This is a genomic window from Zhihengliuella sp. (assembly GCF_031178195.1).
Lineage (GTDB): Bacteria > Actinomycetota > Actinomycetes > Actinomycetales > Micrococcaceae > Zhihengliuella.
The window spans coordinates 160949-181369 of record NZ_JAPSJL010000006.1 but is presented as its reverse complement, the minus strand read 5'-3'; the positions used below and the strand labels follow the sequence as shown (position 1 = coordinate 181369).

The 20421-nt window shown below is 71.3% G+C and carries 18 protein-coding genes, 1 tRNA gene and 1 riboswitch; of the genes, 11 read left to right on the top strand and 8 right to left on the bottom strand.

Going from position 1 to position 20421, the window contains the following annotated elements:
- Positions 1 to 37 precede the first annotated feature (37 nt).
- From RIN46_RS10465 to RIN46_RS10445, 5 genes are all read right to left on the bottom strand, one after another.
- A complete protein-coding gene (locus tag RIN46_RS10465; RefSeq protein ID WP_309080926.1) occupies positions 38 to 964 on the bottom strand; it encodes an AEC family transporter in 927 nt (308 codons plus the stop codon).
- Positions 965 to 967: 3 nt separating this feature from the next.
- Entirely contained in the window at positions 968 to 1399 is a 432-nt protein-coding gene (gene panD, locus RIN46_RS10460) for an aspartate 1-decarboxylase (protein WP_309080927.1), read from the bottom strand.
- A 76-nt stretch (positions 1400 to 1475) separates the two neighbouring features.
- Positions 1476 to 1546 (bottom strand) — tRNA-Gly (locus tag RIN46_RS10455).
- A 67-nt stretch (positions 1547 to 1613) separates the two neighbouring features.
- A complete protein-coding gene (locus tag RIN46_RS10450; RefSeq protein WP_309080928.1) occupies positions 1614 to 2885 on the bottom strand; it encodes a multidrug effflux MFS transporter in 1272 nt (423 codons plus the stop codon).
- A gap of 63 nt (positions 2886 to 2948) precedes the next feature.
- Complete coding sequence (locus tag RIN46_RS10445) at positions 2949 to 3476, bottom strand: SseB family protein (RefSeq protein WP_309080929.1); 528 nt, start codon at positions 3474 to 3476, stop codon at positions 2949 to 2951.
- A 186-nt stretch (positions 3477 to 3662) separates the two neighbouring features.
- Between RIN46_RS10445 and RIN46_RS10440 the strand changes: the two genes are divergently transcribed.
- Complete coding sequence (locus RIN46_RS10440) at positions 3663 to 5369, top strand: fumarate hydratase (protein ID WP_309080930.1); 1707 nt, start codon at positions 3663 to 3665, stop codon at positions 5367 to 5369.
- Between the two features lie 39 nt (positions 5370 to 5408).
- Complete coding sequence (gene kynA / locus RIN46_RS10435) at positions 5409 to 6263, top strand: tryptophan 2,3-dioxygenase (RefSeq protein WP_309080931.1); 855 nt, start codon at positions 5409 to 5411, stop codon at positions 6261 to 6263.
- A gap of 58 nt (positions 6264 to 6321) precedes the next feature.
- Here the strand turns inward: kynA and RIN46_RS10430 are convergent, their stop codons facing one another.
- Positions 6322 to 7185, bottom strand: coding sequence for a M15 family metallopeptidase (locus tag RIN46_RS10430; RefSeq protein ID WP_309080932.1), 864 nt, complete (start codon positions 7183 to 7185; stop codon positions 6322 to 6324).
- Between the two features lie 127 nt (positions 7186 to 7312).
- Here RIN46_RS10430 and dcd point away from each other — a divergent pair, with 127 nt between their 5' ends.
- Positions 7313 to 7894, top strand: coding sequence for a dCTP deaminase (dcd, locus tag RIN46_RS10425; protein WP_309080933.1), 582 nt, complete (start codon positions 7313 to 7315; stop codon positions 7892 to 7894).
- A 135-nt stretch (positions 7895 to 8029) separates the two neighbouring features.
- Here dcd and RIN46_RS10420 read toward each other — a convergent pair whose 3' ends face one another.
- The gene (locus RIN46_RS10420; protein WP_309080934.1) at positions 8030 to 9451 is read right to left on the bottom strand and encodes an MFS transporter; all 1422 of its coding nucleotides are present in this window, start codon (positions 9449 to 9451) and stop codon (positions 8030 to 8032) included.
- Positions 9452 to 9612: 161 nt separating this feature from the next.
- On the opposite strand from RIN46_RS10420, the gene RIN46_RS10415 reads away from it, so the two are divergent.
- From RIN46_RS10415 to mnhG, 6 genes are read left to right on the top strand one after another with little or no spacing between them, the layout of a single operon-like run.
- Positions 9613 to 12759 (top strand): Na+/H+ antiporter subunit A, encoded by a 3147-nt coding sequence (locus tag RIN46_RS10415; protein ID WP_309080935.1) that lies wholly within the window; start codon positions 9613 to 9615, stop codon positions 12757 to 12759.
- Positions 12756 to 13349, top strand: coding sequence for a Na(+)/H(+) antiporter subunit C (locus RIN46_RS10410; RefSeq protein ID WP_309080936.1), 594 nt, complete (start codon positions 12756 to 12758; stop codon positions 13347 to 13349). Before RIN46_RS10415 ends, RIN46_RS10410 begins: the two co-directional genes overlap by 4 nt.
- Positions 13346 to 15148, top strand: a complete 1803-nt coding sequence (locus RIN46_RS10405) for a Na+/H+ antiporter subunit D (protein ID WP_375141863.1) — start codon at positions 13346 to 13348, stop codon at positions 15146 to 15148. The genes RIN46_RS10410 and RIN46_RS10405 overlap by 4 nt, the downstream gene beginning before the upstream one ends.
- Entirely contained in the window at positions 15145 to 15942 is a 798-nt protein-coding gene (locus RIN46_RS10400) for a Na+/H+ antiporter subunit E (RefSeq protein ID WP_309080937.1), read from the top strand. Before RIN46_RS10405 ends, RIN46_RS10400 begins: the two co-directional genes overlap by 4 nt.
- The gene (locus RIN46_RS10395; RefSeq protein ID WP_309080938.1) at positions 15939 to 16208 is read left to right on the top strand and encodes a monovalent cation/H+ antiporter complex subunit F; all 270 of its coding nucleotides are present in this window, start codon (positions 15939 to 15941) and stop codon (positions 16206 to 16208) included. Before RIN46_RS10400 ends, RIN46_RS10395 begins: the two co-directional genes overlap by 4 nt.
- Positions 16208 to 16624 carry a monovalent cation/H(+) antiporter subunit G gene (gene mnhG, locus RIN46_RS10390; protein WP_309080939.1) on the top strand — a complete coding sequence of 139 codons (417 nt, stop codon included), beginning with the start codon at positions 16208 to 16210 and terminating at the stop codon, positions 16622 to 16624. Before RIN46_RS10395 ends, mnhG begins: the two co-directional genes overlap by 1 nt.
- Before the next feature lie 63 nt (positions 16625 to 16687).
- Here mnhG and RIN46_RS10385 read toward each other — a convergent pair whose 3' ends face one another.
- The gene (locus tag RIN46_RS10385; protein WP_309080940.1) at positions 16688 to 16957 is read right to left on the bottom strand and encodes a DUF4235 domain-containing protein; all 270 of its coding nucleotides are present in this window, start codon (positions 16955 to 16957) and stop codon (positions 16688 to 16690) included.
- Positions 16958 to 17035: 78 nt separating this feature from the next.
- Positions 17036 to 17173, top strand: a riboswitch (TPP riboswitch).
- Between the two features lie 41 nt (positions 17174 to 17214).
- Here RIN46_RS10385 and RIN46_RS10380 point away from each other — a divergent pair.
- A complete protein-coding gene (locus RIN46_RS10380) occupies positions 17215 to 17850 on the top strand; it encodes an ECF transporter S component (RefSeq protein ID WP_309080941.1) in 636 nt (211 codons plus the stop codon).
- Between the two features lie 25 nt (positions 17851 to 17875).
- On the top strand, positions 17876 to 20353 hold the full coding sequence (locus RIN46_RS10375; protein WP_309080942.1) for an ATP-binding cassette domain-containing protein: 2478 nt from the start codon (positions 17876 to 17878) through the stop codon (positions 20351 to 20353).
- The last annotated feature ends 68 nt before the right edge of the window (positions 20354 to 20421 follow it).

Sequence of the window (20421 nt, the reverse complement as noted above, 5' to 3'; positions counted from 1 at the left end):
GCCGGTGCCGCGGGCAGTGCAGCGGGCAGTGCTGCTGTCAGTGCAGGAGCAGGGGCACCAGCATCATCGCCGGAATGGCGGCGATGGTCGTCAGTAGGACCGTGTCCTTCGCCAGCGTCACTCCGGCCTCATAGCGGGACGCCGTGACGTAGACGTTCTGCGCCGTCGGGAGCGCGGCCATGACGACGACGGCGAAGAGCTGCTCGCCCTCGAGCCCGAAGACGAGGAAGCCCAGGAGCCAGGCCAGCACGGGGTGGACGAGCAGCTTGAGGACCGTTGCGGCGATCGTGTCGGTGCGCCGGCCGGCGGCCCGGGAGAGCGGACGGTTGCCCACCAGGGAGATGCCGAACGCGATCAGCATGGCCGGGATCGACGCCCCGGCGATGATCTCGACCGGGTCGGCCAGCTGCTGCGGAAGCTCCCAGTCGAGCAGCGCGAAGAGTAGACCGAGCAGCGAGCCGATGATCATGGGGTTGCGCAGCGTCTGGAACGCCATCGCGAACGGGGTGGTCCGGCGGCGCGTCGTCGTCGTGTCGAGCAGGGCCAGGAAGACCGGGCTGAACAGGGCCAGCTGGAAGAGGATGATCGGGGCGGCCTGGGTGATGTCGTCGAGGACGTAGATCGCGATCGGCAGCCCCAGGTTGGCCGAATTGACGGTCGAGGCGCTCATCGCGCCCATGATCGCCTCGGGTGCGTCGCGCCGCAGCCACCAGCGGGTCAGCAGGAAATAGGCGACTGCGACGAGCGAGGCCGAGATGGAGGCGACCCAGAGCGGGGGACCGAGCACCGTCGTGGGCTCGGAGTCCGCGAGCGTGGTGAACAGGAGGGCCGGGCTGGCCACGAAGAACGTGAGCCGGTTCAGGACGTAGCGGGCCTGCGGCCCCAGGACCCCGGTCCGTCCGACGGCGTAGCCCACCAGGATCACCGTCCAGACGACGGCGAACCCGGACAGGACGCCCGTCAACGGCTAGCGGGAGCGGCCGAGGTCGGCCAGCGAGAGGGGCGGCCGGGAGACATCGTCGCCGAGGGCCTCCGCCGGGTCGTGCCCCAGCTCGATCATGCGGTTGTCGGCGTCGACGTGGACGATCGCCGGCACGTACTCGCGCGCCTCGGCCGTCTCCATCTCCGCGTAGCTGATGAGGATCACGGTGTCGCCGGGGTGCACCAGGTGCGCGGCCGCGCCGTTGATGCCGATGACACCGCTGCCGCGCTCGCCGGCGATCGTGTAGGTCTCCAGGCGGGCACCGTTCGTGACGTCGACGATCGCGACCAGCTCGCCGGGGAGGATGTCCGCGGCATCGAGGAGGTCGGAATCGACGGTGACGGATCCGACGTAGTGCAGGTCCGCATGCGTGACCGTTGCACGGTGGATCTTGGACTTGAACATTGTGCGCCTCATGACGGATCCAGTCTACGCCCGCACCCCGGCCCGCACCGAAGAGAGGTTGCGCACAGCCCTCCGAGGGCATGAAAAGAGCGGGTGACGGGAATCGAACCCGCGTGTCCAGCTTGGGAAGCTGGCGCTCTACCATTGAGCTACACCCGCGCAGCCCGCCCAGTAGAAGCCTGGGCGAGCCGTGGAACAGCCTACCAGCTCTCGGGCCGGAGCGCCGCTACGCCGATTCCGGCGCGGCGTCCGGTGCCGGCTCGTGCCCCAGGGACATCCACCCGTTCCGCCGGTAGGCCGGCGTCCCGGTCGCGAGCACCAGCACCGTGACCGCCACGATGGCGACCATGACCGTGCCCATCGCGACGGCGTCGCCGCCGAGCAGCCCGACCACCGGGCTGATGAGACCGGCGATGCCGGACTGCAGGGCGCCGATGACGGCCGCCGCGGTGCCGGCCATGTGCCCGTAGTTGTTCAGCGCGAGCACCGAGGCGTTCGCGGGGATCATGCCCTGGGTCCCGAGCACCAGCCAGAGGCAGGCGATCACGCCCGGAAGGCCGCCGAATCCAGTGGCCAGGACCGCGAACAGTGCGACGGCGACGACGAGCTGGGCGAGCACGGCGACCCGGAGGATCCGCGCCGGCGACGTCCTGCGCACCAGCGAGGCGTTGAGCTGGGCGGAGGCGACGAGGGCGCACCCGTTGAACGCGAACAGCAGGGCGAACTGGCCCTCGCTCAACCCGTACCCCTCCTGGAAGACGAAGGGCGAGCCGACCACATAGCTCATGATGACGCCGAGTCCGAGACCGGGGATCACGGCCAGCGCCATGAACTGGCCGTCCCGCAGCAGGTGCCAGTACGTCCGGGCCACGCCGGCCCGCGGGCGCGAACGGCGGACCGTGGCCGGCAGGGTCTCCGGCATCCACTTCCAGACGATGGCCACCAGGATCACGCCGATCAGGGCCAGCGCGTAGAAGACGGCGCGCCAGTGCCAGGTCCCCGCGATGATCTGACCGATCGTCGGGGCGAAGAGCGGTGCGACGCCGATGACGAGCATCAGGCGTGAGAGGAGCCGCGCGGCGTCGGACCCCACGAACCGGTCGCGGATCACGGCGATCGCGACGACGGCGGCGGCCGCGTTGAAGAACCCCTGGAGGACGCGCAGCCCGATCAGCGTGCCGATGTCCGGCGCGATCGAGCAGAGGATCGACAGCACCGTGTGCAGGGAGATCCCGATGAGCAGGGGTAGCCGGCGGCCGAAACGGTCGGAGAACGGACCGATCACCAGCTGGCCCACGCCGCCGCCGAGCAGCAGCGCGGAGAGCGTGAACTGGACGGCCGCACGGCTCGCATCGAGGTCCTCGGCCACCGCCGGCAGCGACGGCAGGTACATGTCCGTCGTGACGGCCGGGAGCGCGGCGAGCGCACCGAGCATCAGGATGTACTTGATGCCCGGGACGTAGCGGGGCCGGGCTGACGGGGACGGGGCGTCGTTCACCCGTCCACTCTAGTCAACCCGGCCCCGTGGAGTCAGGGCCCCGCGCGCGGCGGGGCTGGGAGGTCAGGCCTCCGGCTGGCTCGGCTGCCCGTTCTCGTCCACCTCGACCGGGCGGAAGTCGCTGCGGATCGCCTCGACGCCCTCGGCGGGGATGTCGAAGCCGATCTGGTGGCCCGGGTTCAAGACCAGCCCGGCGCCGTTGAGGTTCTGCACGACGGCGGCGCCCGTGACGCGGACCCCGTACGGCGCCTCGGAGAGGTACTGCTCGGGGACGCGTCCGAGGTGGCTGAAGAGCGCGACGCGCGGCTCGCCGTCCGGGTTCTGGAGGATCAGGGGCGAGACGTCGCCGGTCTCCTCCGTGACCTCCTCGCGGCTGAGGAAGAAGATCTCGGAGTTCAGGAAGGTCGCGATGACCTCTCCCGCCTTCTCAGGATCCTGCTGGCCGGCCAGGAGCGTGGCCTCGAGGTGGCTCTGCGGCTCCGACGGGTCGAACTCCGCGCCGGCCGCGCCGGGCTGCTGCTGGTTCGCCTCCTGCTGGCTGGCGTCCTGCTCGGTCGGCTGCGGATCTTGCGGCTGGGGGGTCTCAGTCATGTCTCCACCCGACCACGGCGGACCCTCGAACGCAACCCGTGCGACGCCGTCGTGCCCGTCCGCGCGGCCCGTGTGACGGCGTCGCACCCCTCGCCGGGGTTCGTGGCGCCGGTGCCGGAGCGAATAAGGTGGTACCCGCGCCCATCGTGGTGCGGCCACCACCTGAGAGCTCTGCAAGGATGCACGATGACTGATTTCCAGTACGAGGACCTGCTGCCGATCGGCGCGGACGAGACCCCCTACCGTCTGATCGCCACCGAGGGCGTCAGCACCGTGGAGGGCCCCGGCGGGCGCCGGTACCTGGAGATCGCCCCGGAGGCGCTGCAGCTGCTCGCCCGCACCGCGCTGCACGACATCTCCCACTATCTCCGCCCCGCCCACCTGCAGCAGCTGCGCAACATCCTCGACGACGAGGAGGCGAGCCCGAACGACAAGTTCGTGGCGCTGGACCTGCTGAAGAACGCCAACATCGCCGCCGGCGGCGTGCTGCCGATGTGCCAGGACACCGGCACCGCGATCGTCATGGGCAAGCGCGGCCAGAACGTCATCACCGCCGGTCCGGACGAGAAGGACCTCTCCCGGGGCATCTACGACGCCTACACGCAGCTGAACCTGCGCTACTCCCAGCTCGCCCCGTTGACGACCTGGGAGGAGAAGCAGACCGGCACCAACCTGCCGGCGCAGGTCGAGATCTATGCCGACACGGCGCCCGGCCACGAGGAGCAGTACAAGTTCCTCTTCATGGCCAAGGGAGGCGGCTCGGCCAACAAGTCCTTCCTCTACCAGGAGACCAAGGCGATCCTCAACGAGAACGCCATGCTGAAGTTCCTGGACGAGAAGCTGCGCTCGCTCGGCACGGCCGCCTGCCCGCCGTACCACCTGTCGATCGTCATCGGCGGCACCAGCGCCGAGTTCGCCCTGAAGACCGCGAAGTACGGCTCCGCGAAGTACCTCGACACGCTCCCCACCGAGGGCGCGATGACCGGCCGCGGCTTCCGCGACGTCGAGCTCGAGGAGAAGGTGCTGGAGCTGACCCGGAACTTCGGCATCGGCGCCCAGTTCGGCGGCAAGTACTTCTGCCACGACGTGCGCGTGGTCCGGCTGCCTCGCCATGGCGCCTCGCTGCCGGTGGCCATCGCGGTGTCCTGCTCCGCCGACCGCCAGATGCTGGCCAAGATCACCCCCGAGGGCGTCTTCGTGGAGCAGCTGGAGACCGACCCGGCCCGGTTCATGCCGGACGCCGCCCACCCGGCGGTCGCCGCGCACGACGACGAGACCGACGGGGTCACGGGCACCGGCGGCAGCTCCGTGGTCAAGATCGACCTGAACCAGCCGATGGACCGGATCCTGGCCGAGCTGACCAGGCACCCCGTGAAGGCCCGGCTCTCGCTGACGGGGCCGCTGGTGGTCGCCCGCGACATCGCGCACGCCAAGATCAAGGAGCGCCTGGACGCCGGTGAGGAGATGCCCCAGTACCTGAAGGACCACCCCGTCTACTACGCGGGTCCGGCGAAGACTCCCGAGGGGCTGGCCTCGGGCTCGTTCGGGCCCACGACGGCGGGGCGCATGGACTCCTACGTCGACCAGTTCCAGGCGGCGGGCGGCTCCCTGGTCATGCTGGCCAAGGGCAACCGCTCCCGGCAGGTCACCGAGGCGTGCAACGCCCACGGCGGGTTCTACCTCGGCTCCATCGGCGGTCCCGCCGCCCGGCTCGCGCAGGACTGCATCAAGAAGGTGGAGGTGCTCGAGTACGAGGAGCTCGGCATGGAGGCCGTCTGGCGGATCGAGGTCGAGGACTTCCCGGCGTTTATCGTGGTGGATGACAAGGGCAACGACTTCTTCGCCGAGACCATGAAGCCCACGTTCACCGGCATCCCGGTGCGCGCCAAGTAACCGTCCCCGCTACAGCGTGGTGGCGGGAGAGGACGAATCATGACCGTTGACAGGAACACCCGAGCGCTGGAGTCCGAGATCGAGACGGACTTCAGCGACAAGATGAGCTACGGCTCCTACCTGGGGCTGGACACCCTGCTGGCCTCGCAGCACCCGGTCAGCCGGCCGGAGCACCACGACGAGCTGCTGTTCATCATCCAGCACCAGACGTCGGAGCTCTGGCTCAAGCTCATGCTCCACGAGCTGCGGGCCATCCAGCAGCGGCTGCGCGAGGACGACCTGCGGTTCGCGCTCAAGCACATCGCCCGGGTCAAGCACATCCAGCGGACCCTGACGGAGCAGTGGAGCGTGCTCGCGACGCTCACCCCCAGCGAGTACGCGGAGTTCCGCGGCGCCCTGGGCTCCTCGAGCGGGTTCCAGTCGTTCCAGTACCGGGCGGTCGAGTTCGCGCTCGGCAACAAGAACGCGGACATGGTCAAGGTCTTCGAGGCGGAGCCGGCGGCGCAGGAGATGCTCCGCGAGACGCTGGCCGCGCCGAGCGTCTACGACGAGTTCATCCGGCTGCTGGCCCGGCGCGGCTTCGCCGTGCCGACCGAACTGCTCGAGCGCGACGTCACCCGGGCGCACGTGTTCTCGCCGGAGCTCGTGCAGGTCTACAAGGAGGTCTACGAGAACGCCGCCGAGCACTGGGACCTCTACGAGGCGTGCGAGGAGCTCGTGGACCTCGAGGAGAACTTCCAGCTCTGGCGCTTCCGGCACCTCAAGACGGTCGAGCGCACCATCGGCTTCAAGCGCGGCACGGGCGGCTCATCCGGTGTGGGCTTCCTGCAGAAGGCGCTCGAGCTGACGTTCTTCCCGGAGCTCTACGCGGTCCGCACCGAGGTCGGCGCCTGACCACGGCGCGCCGCGCCTCGAGCGGCCCGGGCCGGTCCGACGGCGGGCCGGATCGGGCTCAGCGGCGGGCCGGACCCTCCGCGAGCCAGTGCGGCAGCCAGGACAGGTCCTGCCGCACCCGCTCGAGCTCCGGGTCGGCGTCGTCCGTGGTGCCCGGCTCCGGCGGCAGGAAGGACGGCAGGGGCTCGGAGACGACGTCGGCCGCGGTCTCCAGCGCCGCCACGTACTCCTCGTAGGTCTCGGCGTTCGACGCCGCGAAGTCGGCCGTGACCTCGGGGCCGAGGTAGCGCAGGTGCCACGGCTCGTAGGCGTAGCCGGTCGTCTCGCTGTGGCCGTCGGGGTAGCGCAGGACGAAGCCGAACTCCTCGGCGTGCTCCGCAACCCATGCCCCGGCCGCGGTGTCGCCGAAGCAGCGGTGCAGCGAGCACTGCCCGGAGGCCAGGCCGACGTCGACGGCGAGGCCGAGCTGGTGCTCGCTCGTGCCGGGCTTGGCGGAGATCCGCTCGGCGTAGGAGGCGCCGTACTGCGCCACGTAGCCGCGGTAGAGCTCCGACTGGCGGTCGTAGGACCGGTAGCCGCTCTCGGCCACGAGGTCGTGCCCGGCCTGCCGCGCCGCCGCGAGAAGCTCCTCGGCGGCGTCGGCCGCGGGGGAGACCAGCTCCGCCCCCGACCCGTCGACGTCGACGAGGTCCTCCGGCACGTAGTCGATCGGGTCCAGCGGACGCTCCGGGTTGACCAGGACCGCGACCGAGTCGGCCGCCGAGGTCTCCTCGATGCTCGGCGCCTGGGCGGGGCCCGACGTCGCGTGCGCGGCGTGCGCGGCGGGAGCGGCCAGGAGCGCGCACGCCAGCGTCAGCGCGGCTGCGGCGGCGCACCGCTCGCGGCCGCGCGGGCGGGCGCGGTTCTGGCTCTTCTGTTGCATACTGGGCTCCAGCGTAATGGACGCCCCGCCCGCGCACCTAGGGCCCGGACCACACGAGCGGTCGCGGCGTGCGGAACGGTGACGTGTGGAACTCGGGCCCGGGCCGGCAGTGCGCTATTTTGTACGGGTGCTGCTCTCCGATCGCGACATCCGTGCCGAACTCGACGCCGAACGCATCGGCCTGGACCCGCTGGACCTCTCGATGGTCCAGCCCTCCAGCGTGGACGTCCGGCTCGACCGCTTCTTCCGTCTCTTCGACAACCACAAGTACGCGCACATCGACCCCGCCGTCGACCAGCCGGAGCTGACGCGGCTCGTGGAGGTGGATCCCGAGGAGCCGTTCATCCTGCACCCCGGCGAGTTCGTCCTCGGGGCCACCTACGAGCGGGTCACGCTGCCCGACGACGTCGCGGCCCGTCTCGAGGGCAAGTCCTCGCTCGGACGGCTGGGCCTGCTGACGCACTCGACGGCCGGGTTCATCGACCCGGGGTTCAACGGCCACGTCACGCTCGAGCTCTCCAACATGGCGACGTTGCCGATCAAGCTCTGGCCCGGCTCGAAGATCGGGCAACTGTGCTTCTTCCGGCTCACCTCGCCCGCCGAGCACCCGTACGGGTCCGGCGAGTACGGCAATCGGTACCAGGGCCAGCGCGGCCCGACGGCGTCGCGCAGCCACCTCAACTACCATCGCACCCGGCTCGCGAACTGACCCTCCCGGTCCAGAGCGACCGACCGCAACGACGGCACCGACCGCACTGCTCCGGTGCGGGTTCGCCGGCCCCGCCGCCGGCACCGGGGATCGGCTTGCTCCGCGGGGCCGAACCGGCGGGTCGGAGACGGCGGGTCAGATACGGACGACGTCCTCCGGGCGCCGGACGGGCAGCAGGAGCGCGAGCCCGAGGAGCAGCACCAGCAGGATGCCGAGGATCCCGTACCGCTGCGCCTCCCCAGAGGCGACGTGCGGCGTCGCCAGGACGATGGCGAATGTGAACATGGCGGGGGCCAGGAAGCTCACCGCGCGCCCCGTGGTGGCGTAGAGGCCGAAGATCTCGCCCTCCCGGCCCGGGGCGGCCAGCCGGGCGATGTAGGCCCGGGACGAGGCCTGGGCCGGTCCCACGAAGAGGCACAGCAGCAGGCCGAAGACCCAGAACCCGCGCGAGTCCGGTGAGAGGAAGACGCCGAGCGCGGCGACGACCAGGCCGATCAACGACCCGACGATGACCGACTTCGGTCCGAAGCGGTCGTCGAGCCGGCCGCCGACCATGGCGCCCACGGCGGCCACCACGTTGCCGGCGATCGCGAACACGATCACGTCCGACGTCGCGAACCCGAAGGTCCCCCCGGCGATGATGCCGCCGAACGTGAAGACCGCGGCGAGCCCGTCGCGGAACACGGCCGAGGCGAGCAGGAAGTAGAGCGTGTGCCGGCTGTCCCGGTAGAGACGCAGGATGTGCTGGCCGAGCTGGCGGTAGCTCGTGAGGATGCAGACGCGCTGCACCCGCTGCCGTTCGATTTCCGGGACCGCGAAGAGGACCGGAAGCGCGAAGACGAGGAACCAGACCGCCGAGAAGACGGCGACGAGGCGGAGGTTCAGCGCGTCGTCCGTCGCCGCTCCCGGCCAGTCGACCACGGGCTGCACGAAGCCGAAGAGCACGAGCGCGAGGGCCAGGATGCCACCCAGGTAACCCATGCCCCAGCCGAAGCCGGAGACCCGGCCGATCGTCTCCGGCGTCGAGATCTGGGGCAGCATCGCGTAGTAGTTCACCGTGGCGAACTCGGCGAAGATGCTGGTCAGCGCGATGAGCGAGACCCCCAGCAACAGGAAGTCGGGCGACGGGTAGACGAAGAAGCAGGCCGCGGTGGTCACCGCGACCAGACCCGAGTTCACGCCCAGCCAGAGTCGGCGCCGGCCGCCGGCGTCCGAACGCTGGCCGGTGACCGGCGCGAGCACGGCGATCGCGAAGCCGGCGATCGCGAGCGCGGTGCTGAGGGCCGCCGAGTTGGCGTCCGTGTCGCCGAACTGCTCGCTGACCAGGTACACGGTGAAGACGAAGGTGGTCATCACGGCGTTGATCGCGGCCGAGCCCCAGTCCCAGGAGGCCCACGCGAGCACCTGCGACCTCCGCGGCGCGGACGCCCGGGGCGTGGCCGCGGGCCCGTACGGCTCTCCCGGCCCCGCACCGGGGGCCGCCCTCGGGACAGGACCGTGGCCGGGCCCCCGGCCGGCAGCGGGAGTCGGATCGTCGGCGCGCCGGGGTGCTCTCATGATCGCGATCATATGCCGCCTGGCCTGACCGCGGATACAGGTCCGACCGATGCGGGCACGACCTGCGGAGGACGTCCGCGGCGGCGTGATCCGAGTCATCCCCTGACCGACCGGGAAGGGCGATCCGGTAGGGTAATTCGGACTGAGAGGAGTGTGGTGCGGTGCTCGTGACGATGCTGATTCTCTTCGGCGCCGCCCTCGTCGCACCCCTGCTGTTCGCCCGGCTCGGCCGGGCCTCGTTCTACCTCCTGGCCCTCGCGCCGGCAGCCGGCTTCGTCTGGCTCCTGACCCAGCTCCCGACCGTCATGCGGGCGGATCAGAGCGCCTTGAACGGCGCACCGGATGCCCCGCCGTCGTACGTCCTCCACTGGGTGCCGTCCCTCAGGCTGGAGCTGGCGTTCCGGCTGGACGCGCTGGCCGCCGTGCTGTGCCTGCTGATCCTGGGCATCGGCGCGCTGGTCCTCTTCTACTGCGCCCGCTATTTCAAGGGCGACGACTCGGACATCGGCCCGTTCGGCGCCCAGCTGACCGCGTTCGCCGGCGCCATGTTCGGTCTGGTCCTCGCCGACGACCTGATCCTGCTGTTCGTCTTCTGGGAGATGACCACGGTCCTGTCCTACCTGCTGATCGGCTACTCCCGCCATCGCATCGCCGCCCGCCGGGCCGCGCTGCAGGCCCTGCTGGTCACCACCTTCGGCGGCCTGACCATGCTGCTCGGGCTGATCCTGCTGGGCGAGCACGCCGGGACCTACCGGATCTCGGAGATCATGGCCGACGCGATCGCCGGCGCCGAGCACCTCTCCGGCACCGCCATCGACCTCGCGATCCTGCTCATCCTGGTCGGCGCCCTCTCGAAGTCCGCCCTGGTGCCGTTCCACTTCTGGCTCCCCGGCGCCATGGCCGCGCCGACGCCCGTCTCCGCCTATCTGCACGCTGCCGCCATGGTCAAGGCGGGCGTCTACCTCATCGCGCTGCTGGCCCCCGGCTTCAGCGGCACCGCGTTCTGGCACCCCGTGCTGGTGGTCCTGGGACTGGCCACCCTGGTCGTCGGCGGGTGGCGGGCCCTGCGCCAGACCGACATCAAGCTGATCCTCGCCTACGGGACGGTCTCCCAGCTCGGGTTCCTCATCCTCGTCGGCTCCCTCGGGACCCCCAATGCCGCCCTCGCGGCCCTGGCGATGACGCTCGCGCACGGATTCTTCAAGGCCGCCCTCTTCCTGGTGGTCGGCATCATCGACCACCAGGCCGGTACACGCGACGTGCGCGAGCTCTCCGGGCTGGGCCGCCGCGCGCCCAAGCTCTTCGTCGTCGCGCTCGTCAGCGCGGCCTCCATGGCCGGGCTCCCGCCCCTGTACGGCTTCGTCGCCAAGGAGTCCGTGCTCGGCGCGGCGCTCGAGCTCGGCGGTGCCGGGAGCGGTACGACGGCGTTCGCCGGCACGGCGCTCGGGCTCTCCATGGGCGCGTGGATCGTCGTCGGGGTGGTGCTCGGCTCCGTCCTCACGTTCGCCTACAGCGCACGCTTTGTGTGGGGCGCCTTCGCCGCCAAGAAGGGTCTGGAGCCCACGGACTTCGCGCCCATCCCGTGGCTGTTCCTCGCGGCGCCGGCCGTCCTGGCCGCCGCCACGGTGGTGTTCGCGTTCGTCCCGGGTCCGCTGGAGCACCTCGCCCAGCCGTACGCCGATCTCTTCGGGACCGCCGAGCACCCGGCGCACCTGGCCCTGTGGCACGGCCTCACGCCCGCTCTCGGGCTCTCGGCGCTCGTGGTGGTGGCCGGGACCCTGATGTTCCTGTTTCGCGGTGCCGTCGCGCGTGCCCAGGACGCGGTCTACCCGCTGGTGGAGGCGGAGAGCGTCTACCGCCACGTGGTCGGCGGGATCGACACCCTCGCGGTCTGGGTCACCGGCCGCACCCAGCGCGGCTCGCTGCAGTTCTACCTGATGGTCATCATCGTCGTCGGCGCGGCGACCCCGGCCGCGGCCGTGATCCTGCTGGACCAGCCGGTGCCCTTGCACACGCTGGCCTTCGAGTCTCCGACCCAGCTGGTCATCGGCCTGACGATGATCGCCGGCACCCTGCTGGCGGTGCGCGCCCACCGTCGTTTCCTGGCCGTCCTCATGGTGGCCGTGACCGGCTACGGCATGGCCATCATCTTCGCGCTCCACGGCGCGCCCGACCTCGCCCTCACCCAGCTGCTGGTGGAGACGATCGTCCTGATCGCCATGGTGCTCGCGCTGCGCTCCCTGCCCGTGGAGCTGTGGTCCTCGTCCCCGTCCGGGCACCGGATCCTGCGGGCGCTGCTCGCCATCGGCTTCGCGCTCGCGATGGTCTCGGCGACCGTCGCGGCCCTCGCCGGTCGCGTCGTCGAGCCGATCTCCCTGGCGCTCCCGGACCTGGCCTACGTCGACGGCGCGGGCGCGAACATCGTGAACGTGATCCTGGTGGACATCCGCGCGTGGGACACGTTCGGTGAGATCACGGTGCTGGCCGCTGCCGCGACCGGCGTCGCCAGCCTCATCTTCGTGCGCGGCCGTGGCGACGGCGGGAAGTCGCTCCAGGACATCGAGTCCGGCACGGTGGACCGCGGGTCCGAGCACATCCACTCGTCGCGCCGCACCGCCGCCCTCGCGATCGCCCGCCACTTCGCCCGGACGGACCGGGAGGCCTGGCTCGTCGCCGGCCGGACCCTCGCGCCGGAGCGCCGGTCGATCGTGTTCGAGGTCGTCACCCGGCTGCTCTTCCACACGCTGCTGCTCGCGTCCGTGTACCTGCTGCTGGCCGGGCACAACCTGCCCGGCGGCGGCTTCGCCGGCGGCCTCCTCGCCGGGCTCGCGTTCTCGATCCGCTACCTGGCCGGCGGCCGCTACGAGCTCGCCGAGGCGACCCCGATCAGTCCGGGCACCCTGCTCGGCCTCGGACTCGCGGTGTCGGCCGGCAGCGTCATGGTGCCGTTCCTGGTCAGCGGGAACCTCTTCGAGTCGTTCGCCCTGGAGTTCACGCTCCCGATCTTCGGGGAGCACAAGTTCGTCACGTCCACGGTGTTCGACGTCGGCGTCTACCTCGTCGTCGTCGGGCTCGCCCTCGATGTGCTCCGCAGCCTCGGCTCGGAGATCGACGAGCTCTCCGAGGGCCGCGGGATCACCGAGCGGCACGACGACGGCGAGTCCTGGCAGCACGACCGCGACGCCCGTGGCGGGACCGGGGGCGACGGCACCCGGGACGATGCGCCGCCCGGCGACGACCTCGCCCCGGGGGACCGGATGATCCACGAGAGCGCCGCCGGCGCGCGGACGGAGGACGACCCGCGATGATCCCCGCAACCGCCAGTGATGCCGCTCAGACCGGCCTGTCCGTGACCGCCTCGGTGGCCGCCGGGACCGGCGACACGCCGTCCATCAACGTGCTCCTGCTCGTGGTCATGGGCGTCTTCTTCGCGGCCGGCGTCTACCTGCTGCTCGAGCGCAGCCTCACGCGCGTCCTGCTCGGGGTGCTGCTGACGGCCAACGGCGTCAATCTGCTCATCGTGATCGCCGGCGGTCCGGCGGGCCTCGCCCCGCTCTACGACGAGGAGATCGCGGCCGGCGACTACGCCGACCCGCTGCCGCAGGCCCTCATCCTGACGGCGATCGTCATCACGTTCGCGATCACCGCGTTCATGCTGGCGCTGATCTACCGCTCCTGGGTGATCGCCCGGCGCGACGAGGTCGTGGACGACCCCGAGGACCTCCGCGTCGCCGAGCAGCACCACTTCGACCCGGAGGAGGACGCCGTCATCGCGGCCGAGACCACGGAGTTCGTCCCCGAGACGAGCGACCCCGAGCTGCCGCCGACGGCCGGGTCCCGGCCCGGCCGCGCCGGCGGCGGGCGCACCAGCGACCCGGAGCGGGGTGACGGATCGTGAACGAGGTCCTCGAGCTGATCACCAGCGTCGCGCCGCTCGCCGTCGCACTGCCGATCCTCGGCGCGGCCCTGGCCTTCGTGCTCCGCCGCCGCAGCCGCGCCCAGCGCACGGTCACCATCGGAACCCTGTGCCTGACGCTCGTGCTCGAGACGTCGATGATGGTCAACGCCTGGCGCAACGGCGCCCAGGCGGTGTTCCTCGGGGACTGGCATGCGCCGTTCGGCATCACGATGGTGGTGGACGAGTTCTCGTCGCTGATGCTCGTGGTGTCCACGGCGGTCAGCCTGGCCGTCCTCCTCTACGCCACGGCGCAGGGCATGGTCGACGGCGACGGGGACGGGCCGATCTCGATCTTCCACCCCACCTACCTGATCCTGGTCGCCGGCGTCTCCAACGCGTTCCTCGCCGGGGACCTCTTCAACCTGTACGTCGGCTTCGAGATCCTCCTGACGGCGTCGTACGTCCTGCTCACCCTCGGCGGTACCGCGCCGCGCATCCGCGCGGGCATCACCTACGTCGTCGTCTCCGTGGTGTCCTCGATCCTGTTCCTCATCGCCATCGGACTGGTCTACGCGGCGACCGGCACGGTGAACATGGCGGACCTCGGCCTGAAGCTGGAGGACCTGGAGCCCGGCCTGCAGATGATCCTGCACCTCATGCTCCTCGTGGCGTTCGGCATCAAGGCCGCCGTCTTCCCGCTGTCCTTCTGGCTGCCCGACTCCTATCCGACGGCGCCGGCGCCCGTGACGGCGGTGTTCGCGGGCCTGCTGACCAAGGTCGGCGTCTACGCGATGGTGCGCACGGAGACGCTGCTGTTCCCGGGCGACCGGATCAACTCCCTGCTCATGGTCGTGGCCCTGCTGACGATGCTGGTCGGGATCCTCGGCGCCGTGGCGCAGCAGGAGATCAAACGTATGCTCTCCTTCACGCTGACCAGCCACATCGGCTACATGGTGTTCGGGCTGGCGGTGGGCAACGTCGTCGCGCTCGGGGCGACCGTGTACTACGTGGCCCACCACATCATCGTCCAGACGTCGCTGTTCCTGGTCACCGGCCTGATCGAGCGCCGCGCCGGCACGTCCAACGTGGACCGGCTGGGCTCGCTGGCCAAGCTGTCCCCGGTGCTCGCGGTCCTGTTCTTCATCCCGGCGATGAACCTCGCCGGGATCCCGCCGTTCTCCGGGTTCCTGGGGAAGCTGGGGCTGATGCAGGGCGGCATCGACCTGGGCACCCCGCTGGTCTGGGTGCTGCTGACCGGCGCCGTCCTGACGTCGCTGCTCACCCTCCTGGCGGTGGCGCGCGTATGGAACCGGGCGTTCTGGCGCAAGGCGTCCGATGCCGAGGACCCCGAGCCCGTCCTGCTGCGCAGCCTCGCCGCGGTGCACGCCGACGCGGAGGCGTCGGTCGGTGCCGCGGCCGAACCGGCCGGCCCCACGGTGCGACCTGCGACCGCGGAGCACGGCCGCGCCGTACCGCGCATGATGGTCGGCGCCACGTCCGGCCTCGTGATCCTCGGCGTGGCGCTGACCGTCTTCGCCGGGCCGCTCTTCGAGTTCAGCGACCGCGCCGCGACCAGCATGTTCGAGCGGAAGCCCTACATCGAGGCGGTCCTCGGCGAGGGGGCGTACGACGGCGAGCCCCGGGTCGGCGTCGTCGAGGGCAACATCGACGGCGAGCCCGAGCAGGAGCAGGAGCAGGAGCAGGAGCCCAGTGCCGGCGCGGGTGACGTCGACGCTCCGGGCGCCGACCACCGGAGCGGCGAGAGCCCCGCCGCGCAGGACGCAGGGGGTGGGCGATGAGCACTGCAGACAGCCGGTCCGCCGGCCGCCGCTGGCGCCACCTCCGCGCGCGGGCCCGGCAGCGTCGGCGGCGCTTCGTCGTCGAGCTCCCGCTCCTGGTCGGCATGATGCTGGTCTGGGGTGCGCTCTGGCAGGACTACTCGGCCGGGAACCTGATCTTCGGATTGGTGATCTCGATGGGGATCGTCTCGCTCTTCCGCCTCCCGCCGGTGAAGCTGACGGGGCGGTTCAACGTGTGGTGGGCCCTCGTGTTCATCGTCCGGTTCGTGGGCGAGGTGACGGTGGCCAGCTTCCAGGTGCTCTGGTGGTCCCTCCGCTATGGACCGCGCGTGCGCAGCGCCGTCGTCGCCGTGCAGCTGCGGGCCCGCGAGGACCTGATGATGACCGCCACGGGCCACACGATGACGCTGATCCCGGGCTCGTTCGTCGTCGAAGTGGACCGCGGGACCGGGACGCTGTACATGCACGTGCTCAACCAGAGCGGACCGGACAGCGCCGAGCGGTTCCGCCGGCACGTCCTGGACACGGAGAAGCTGATCATCCGCATCATCGGGACCCCGGAGGAGGTCCAGCGCGTCCGCGACGAGGACGCCGGACGGGCCGAGCCGCCCGTCCAGCCGGTGCTCGCGGCCGACCGGCCCCGGGCGGGCCGGGCCGAGTCCCGCGCCTCCGGGCAGTCGTCGGGACGGGGCGATCCAGAACGGGGCGATCCAGGACGGGGCGATCCAGAACGGGGCGATCCAGGACGGGGCGATCCAGGGCAGGGCGGACCGGGACGGAAGGACGAGGCATGATACTGACGACCGCGGCCTGGATCGCCGGGACCCTGCTGAGTCTGGCCGCCGTGCTGGTGATCGTCCGGCTGATGCGCGGACCGTCCATTCTCGAGCGAGCCATCGCCATGGACGTGCTGCTGGCGATCATCATGGCGGCGCTCTGCGTCGACATGGCCGTGAACCACCACCTGAACCACATGGCCTTCGTGGTCGTCGCCTGCGTGGTCGGCTTCATCGGCACGGTGACCATCTCGCGCTACGTGACGGACCGGAGGAACACGTGATGCCCGATCCCGGCCTCTGGGCCACCCTGCGCGACGTGACGACGGCGGTCTTCCTCGTCGTCGGATCCCTCATGTCACTGACGGCCGCCGTGGGCATGCTCCGCTTCCCCGATCTGATGTCCCGCATGCACGCGGCGACCAAGCCGCAGGTCCTGGGCCTGCTGCTGCTCCTGGGCGCCGTCGCCCTCCAGATCGGCTCCTGGAGCGCCGTTCCCGTGCTGGTTCTGGCCTGGCTGCTGCAGCTGGTCACGGCGCCGGTCAGCGCCCACATGGTTGGGCGGGCCGGCTACCGCACCAAGCACCTCCGGCGCGCGATGCTCGTCAACGACGACCTCGGCGCCGTCGTCGAGCAGTCCGCCGAGCGGGAACGCGGGCGCGCCAGCGGTCCACCCGCGCGGGAGCCCGGGCAGACGTAGTAGTGAGTCGTCCCCCAGGGGTGCCGCGGCGTGGCGCCCCGGGAGTGGTTCGTCGCGAGCGGCTCAGACCTCGTCGGCGGTGCGGCGCAGGTAGGCGATGGCACCGTCGGTGCCGCGCTTGGTGAGGACCTGGATCACCGCGGTGACCACCGAGGAGGCGATCGCGAAACCGAGCGCCTGACGCAGCGACGCCTCCGCCACGGCCTCCTTGTCGCCCGGGCGCGGCGCGGGCTGGCCCGTGGCCTTCCGCCAGAGGCCGTCCAGCAGTTTGGAACCGGCGATGCCGGCGGCGACGGACACCAACGCGCCGAGGGCTTTCAGGATCAGTTTCATGCGGGCGACTCCCGTGTCTGTTGCTGGCGGCCTTGCGATTACCAACTCAGCATAACGCGGCGCTAAACTTGGCCTCACCAGATACGACAGGGGAGCGTTCGCCGTCGTCGAGCGCCGGGAGACCGGCCGACGGCAGGACGCTGAGAGTGCGCACCGACGCAGACCCTCGAACCTGCTCCGGCTAGTACCGGCGAAGGGAGTCGAGCTCTTGGGGTGCCCAGCAGCACCCTCCCCTCCTTGACCTCAAGGAGGAAAACATGGCAACACCGATCAATCCTGCAGCCCCGTCGACGGCCAAGGCGCCCCAGCGCGCGTGGCGGGTCGTCGACATCGTGGTCGCGTCCGTCATCGCGGTCGTCTCCGGCGTGATCTTCTGGGCCTGGAACATGTCCTACGCGGGACTGGACTTCCTGTGGGTGGCCTTCCCGCCGTCGTCGGGCCTCGTGATGGGGATGTGGCTGTTCCCCGGCGTGCTCGGCGCGCTCATCATCCGCAAGCCCGGCGCCGCCCTGTACTGCGAGCTCCTGGCGGCGATCGTCTCCGCGTTCATGGGCTCCCAGTGGGGCCTGACCGTCCTGATGTCCGGGCTGGTCCAGGGGCTCGGCGCCGAGGTCGTGTTCGCGTCCCTGCGCTACCGCCGGTGGGGCCTCCCGGCCGCCATGGTCGCCGGTGGCGGCATGGCCCTCTTCGGGACGTTCAACGAGCTGTTCATCGTGAACTGGTTCCCCATGTACACGCTGCCGATGAAGTTCGCCTACATGGGCTTCGCGATCGTCTCCGGCGTCGTGATCGCCGGGCTGGTGTCCTGGGTCGCGACGCGCGCCATCGCGCGGACCGGGGCGCTGTCCTCGCTGGCCTCGCGGCGGGCCGCGCAGGAACCGGTCGCCGGCTAGGCGGGCGGCAGCGATGAGTGCGGAAGTGACAGGTCCAGAGACGAGGACTGCGGGTGCACGGCACGGGGACCCGGCCGGGGGGACTGCACCCCGGCCGGCGGGCTCGACCGCCGAGGCCACGACGGCCGGCGCCGAGGTCGTCGCGTCCGGCTGGGGCTGGCGGCATGCCGGCCGGGAGAAGCCCGCGCTGGCCGGCGTGGACTTCCGGATTGCCCCGGGCGAGCGCGTCCTGCTCGTCGGGCCGTCCGGGGCAGGGAAGTCGACGCTCCTCCACGCGCTGGCGGGGGTGCTCCCTGCGGACGACGACGAGGCCGAGTCGACCGGGAGCCTGCTCGTCGGCGCCGGGGCTGAACGCGTGACGACCGGCCTCATGCAGCAGGACCCCGAGACCCAGGTGGTCCAGTCCAAGGTCGGCGACGACGTCGCGTTCGGTGCCGAGAACCTCGCGGTGCCGCGCGAGGAGATCTGGCCGCGCGTGCGTCAGGCGCTCGACGCCGTCGGGCTGGGCGGCCTGCCGCTCGACCACCCGACCAGCTCGCTCTCGGGTGGGCAGAAGCAGCGCCTGGCGCTCGCCGGGATCCTGGCGATGCGGCCGTCGCTCCTGCTCCTCGACGAGCCGACGGCCAACCTCGACCCGGACGGTGTCGAGGAGGTGCGCGACGCCGTCGTACGCGTCCTGGAGCGGACGGGGGCGACGGCGTTCATTGTCGAGCACCGGCTCGCCGCCTGGGCGCCCCACGTGGACCGGGTGCTGGTCCTCGAGCCGTCCGGCGGAGTGATCGCGTCAGGGACGCCGGAGCAGCTCTTCGCACCCGGGGAGACGCGGGAGCGGCTCATCGCCGCCGGCGTGTGGGTCCCGGGTTTCGTTCCCGAGGTGTCGGTCGACGCGGTCGCCGCGGCGCGTGGGACCGCCGGTGGCCCCGCCGGCGGAGAGGCCGACCGGACTGCCTCGCCCGCCCCGGCTCCGTGCGTCGCGATGGCGCGCGGGCTGGCAGTGGGGCGCGGGTCGGCCAAGCGGGGCGACGCGCCGACGCTGGCCGGCGTCGACCTGGACCTGACCGCGGGGCGCGCGCTCTGCGTGACGGGACCGAACGGCGCCGGGAAGTCCACCCTGGCCCTGACCCTCGGTGGGCTGCTGCCGGAGTTCGGCGGTGAGTACGCGTACACGACGGCGTCGGGCCGCCTGCCGCGGCGCCCGTACAGGTGGCGGGCGGCGGACCTGGTGAGCCGGATCGGCTCCGTCTTCCAGGAGCCCGAGCACCAGTTCGTCACCGCGACGGTGCGCGAGGAGCTCGAGTACGGGCAGCGGCATGCGCGCGACGACGGCGGCGAGCCGCTGTTCTCCGAGGAGGAGATCGCCGACCGGACCGACCGGCTGCTGGAGCGGCTCCGGCTGGCCGAGCTGGCCGACGCGAATCCGTTCACGCTGTCCGGCGGCGAGAAGCGGCGCCTGTCCGTGGCGGCCGTGCTCGCGACGCGGCCGCGGGTGCTGGTGCTGGACGAGCCGACGTTCGGCCAGGACGCCAACACGTGGCGCGAGCTGGCCGAGCTGATGCTGGCGGAGCGGCGGGCCGGGACCGTGATCGTCGCCGTGACGCACGACGAGCACTTCGCTGCGGCCATCGGGGCCGAGCAGGTCGATGTCCGCGATCTCGCCGAGCACCCGGGTACTGCAGCGCCGGCCGGAAACCGGGGGCCAGGCCGGCTGAGCCTCGAACCCAGCGCCCGTGCCTCGACGAGTTACCTGGGGCGGGCGAACCCGCTCGCGAAACTCGTCGCCCTGGCCTGCGTCACGATTCCCCTGGTGGTGTCGATGGACTTCGTGAGCGCCGGCATCGTCGTCGCGGCGACACTCGCGATGCTGCCGCTGAGCGGGGTCCGGATCGTCGACTTCCTGCGGAGGACCTGGCCCCTGATGATCGCGGCGGTCTTCGCCGCGTGGGGGACGGCTCTCGTCGGCGAGAAGACCGGCGAGATCCTGTTCGAGGCGGGCTGGTACAGCATCTCGACCGGCTCGGTGACGGGCGGTCTGGCGACGGGGCTGCGCATCTTCGCCGTCGCCCTGCCGGCCGTGCTGATCGTGGCGAGCACCGACCCGACGGATCTCGCGACGGGGCTGGCGCAGAAGGCCCGGCTGCCGCACCGGTTCGTGCTCGGAGCCCTCGCGGCAATGCGGCTCGTGGGGCTTCTGGCCGAGGAGTGGCAGGTGCTCGGCATGGCCCGTCGCGCCCGCGGCGTCGGCTCCAACGGAAGTCCGTGGCAGCGGATGAAAGCGAACGGCGGGCAGGCCTTCGGGCTCATCGTCCAGGCGATCCGGCGCGCCTCGAGGCTGGCGGTCAGCATGGAGGCGAAGGGCTTCGGTGGGCCGGAGCGGACCTGGGCGCACGACTCCGTCTTCACGGGTCGGGACGCCGTCGTGGTGCTCGGCGGCCTGCTGCTGGGCGTCGTCGCGGTGTCCGCTGCGATGGCGCTGGGGGCGTGGAACGTCGTCTGGGCGTCGTAGTCCGCCAGCGGTGTGGAGGGGCGTCGGGGCCAGGCTCCGGCGCCCCTCCTGTGTCCGCGAGGTTCCGT

Coding starts and splice junctions, on each gene's coding strand:
- panD (WP_309080927.1), bottom strand. CDS start 1,399: ATGAGGCGCACAATGTTCAAGTCCAAGATCCACCGTGCAACGGTCACG.
- RIN46_RS10445 (WP_309080929.1), bottom strand. CDS start 3,476: ATGACTGAGACCCCCCAGCCGCAAGATCCGCAGCCGACCGAGCAGGAC.
- RIN46_RS10440 (WP_309080930.1), top strand. CDS start 3,663: ATGACTGATTTCCAGTACGAGGACCTGCTGCCGATCGGCGCGGACGAG.
- kynA (WP_309080931.1), top strand. CDS start 5,409: ATGACCGTTGACAGGAACACCCGAGCGCTGGAGTCCGAGATCGAGACG.
- RIN46_RS10430 (WP_309080932.1), bottom strand. CDS start 7,185: ATGCAACAGAAGAGCCAGAACCGCGCCCGCCCGCGCGGCCGCGAGCGG.
- RIN46_RS10420 (WP_309080934.1), bottom strand. CDS start 9,451: ATGAGAGCACCCCGGCGCGCCGACGATCCGACTCCCGCTGCCGGCCGG.
- RIN46_RS10410 (WP_309080936.1), top strand. CDS start 12,756: ATGATCCCCGCAACCGCCAGTGATGCCGCTCAGACCGGCCTGTCCGTG.
- RIN46_RS10400 (WP_309080937.1), top strand. CDS start 15,145: ATGAGCACTGCAGACAGCCGGTCCGCCGGCCGCCGCTGGCGCCACCTC.
- RIN46_RS10395 (WP_309080938.1), top strand. CDS start 15,939: ATGATACTGACGACCGCGGCCTGGATCGCCGGGACCCTGCTGAGTCTG.
- mnhG (WP_309080939.1), top strand. CDS start 16,208: ATGCCCGATCCCGGCCTCTGGGCCACCCTGCGCGACGTGACGACGGCG.
- RIN46_RS10385 (WP_309080940.1), bottom strand. CDS start 16,957: ATGAAACTGATCCTGAAAGCCCTCGGCGCGTTGGTGTCCGTCGCCGCC.
- RIN46_RS10380 (WP_309080941.1), top strand. CDS start 17,215: ATGGCAACACCGATCAATCCTGCAGCCCCGTCGACGGCCAAGGCGCCC.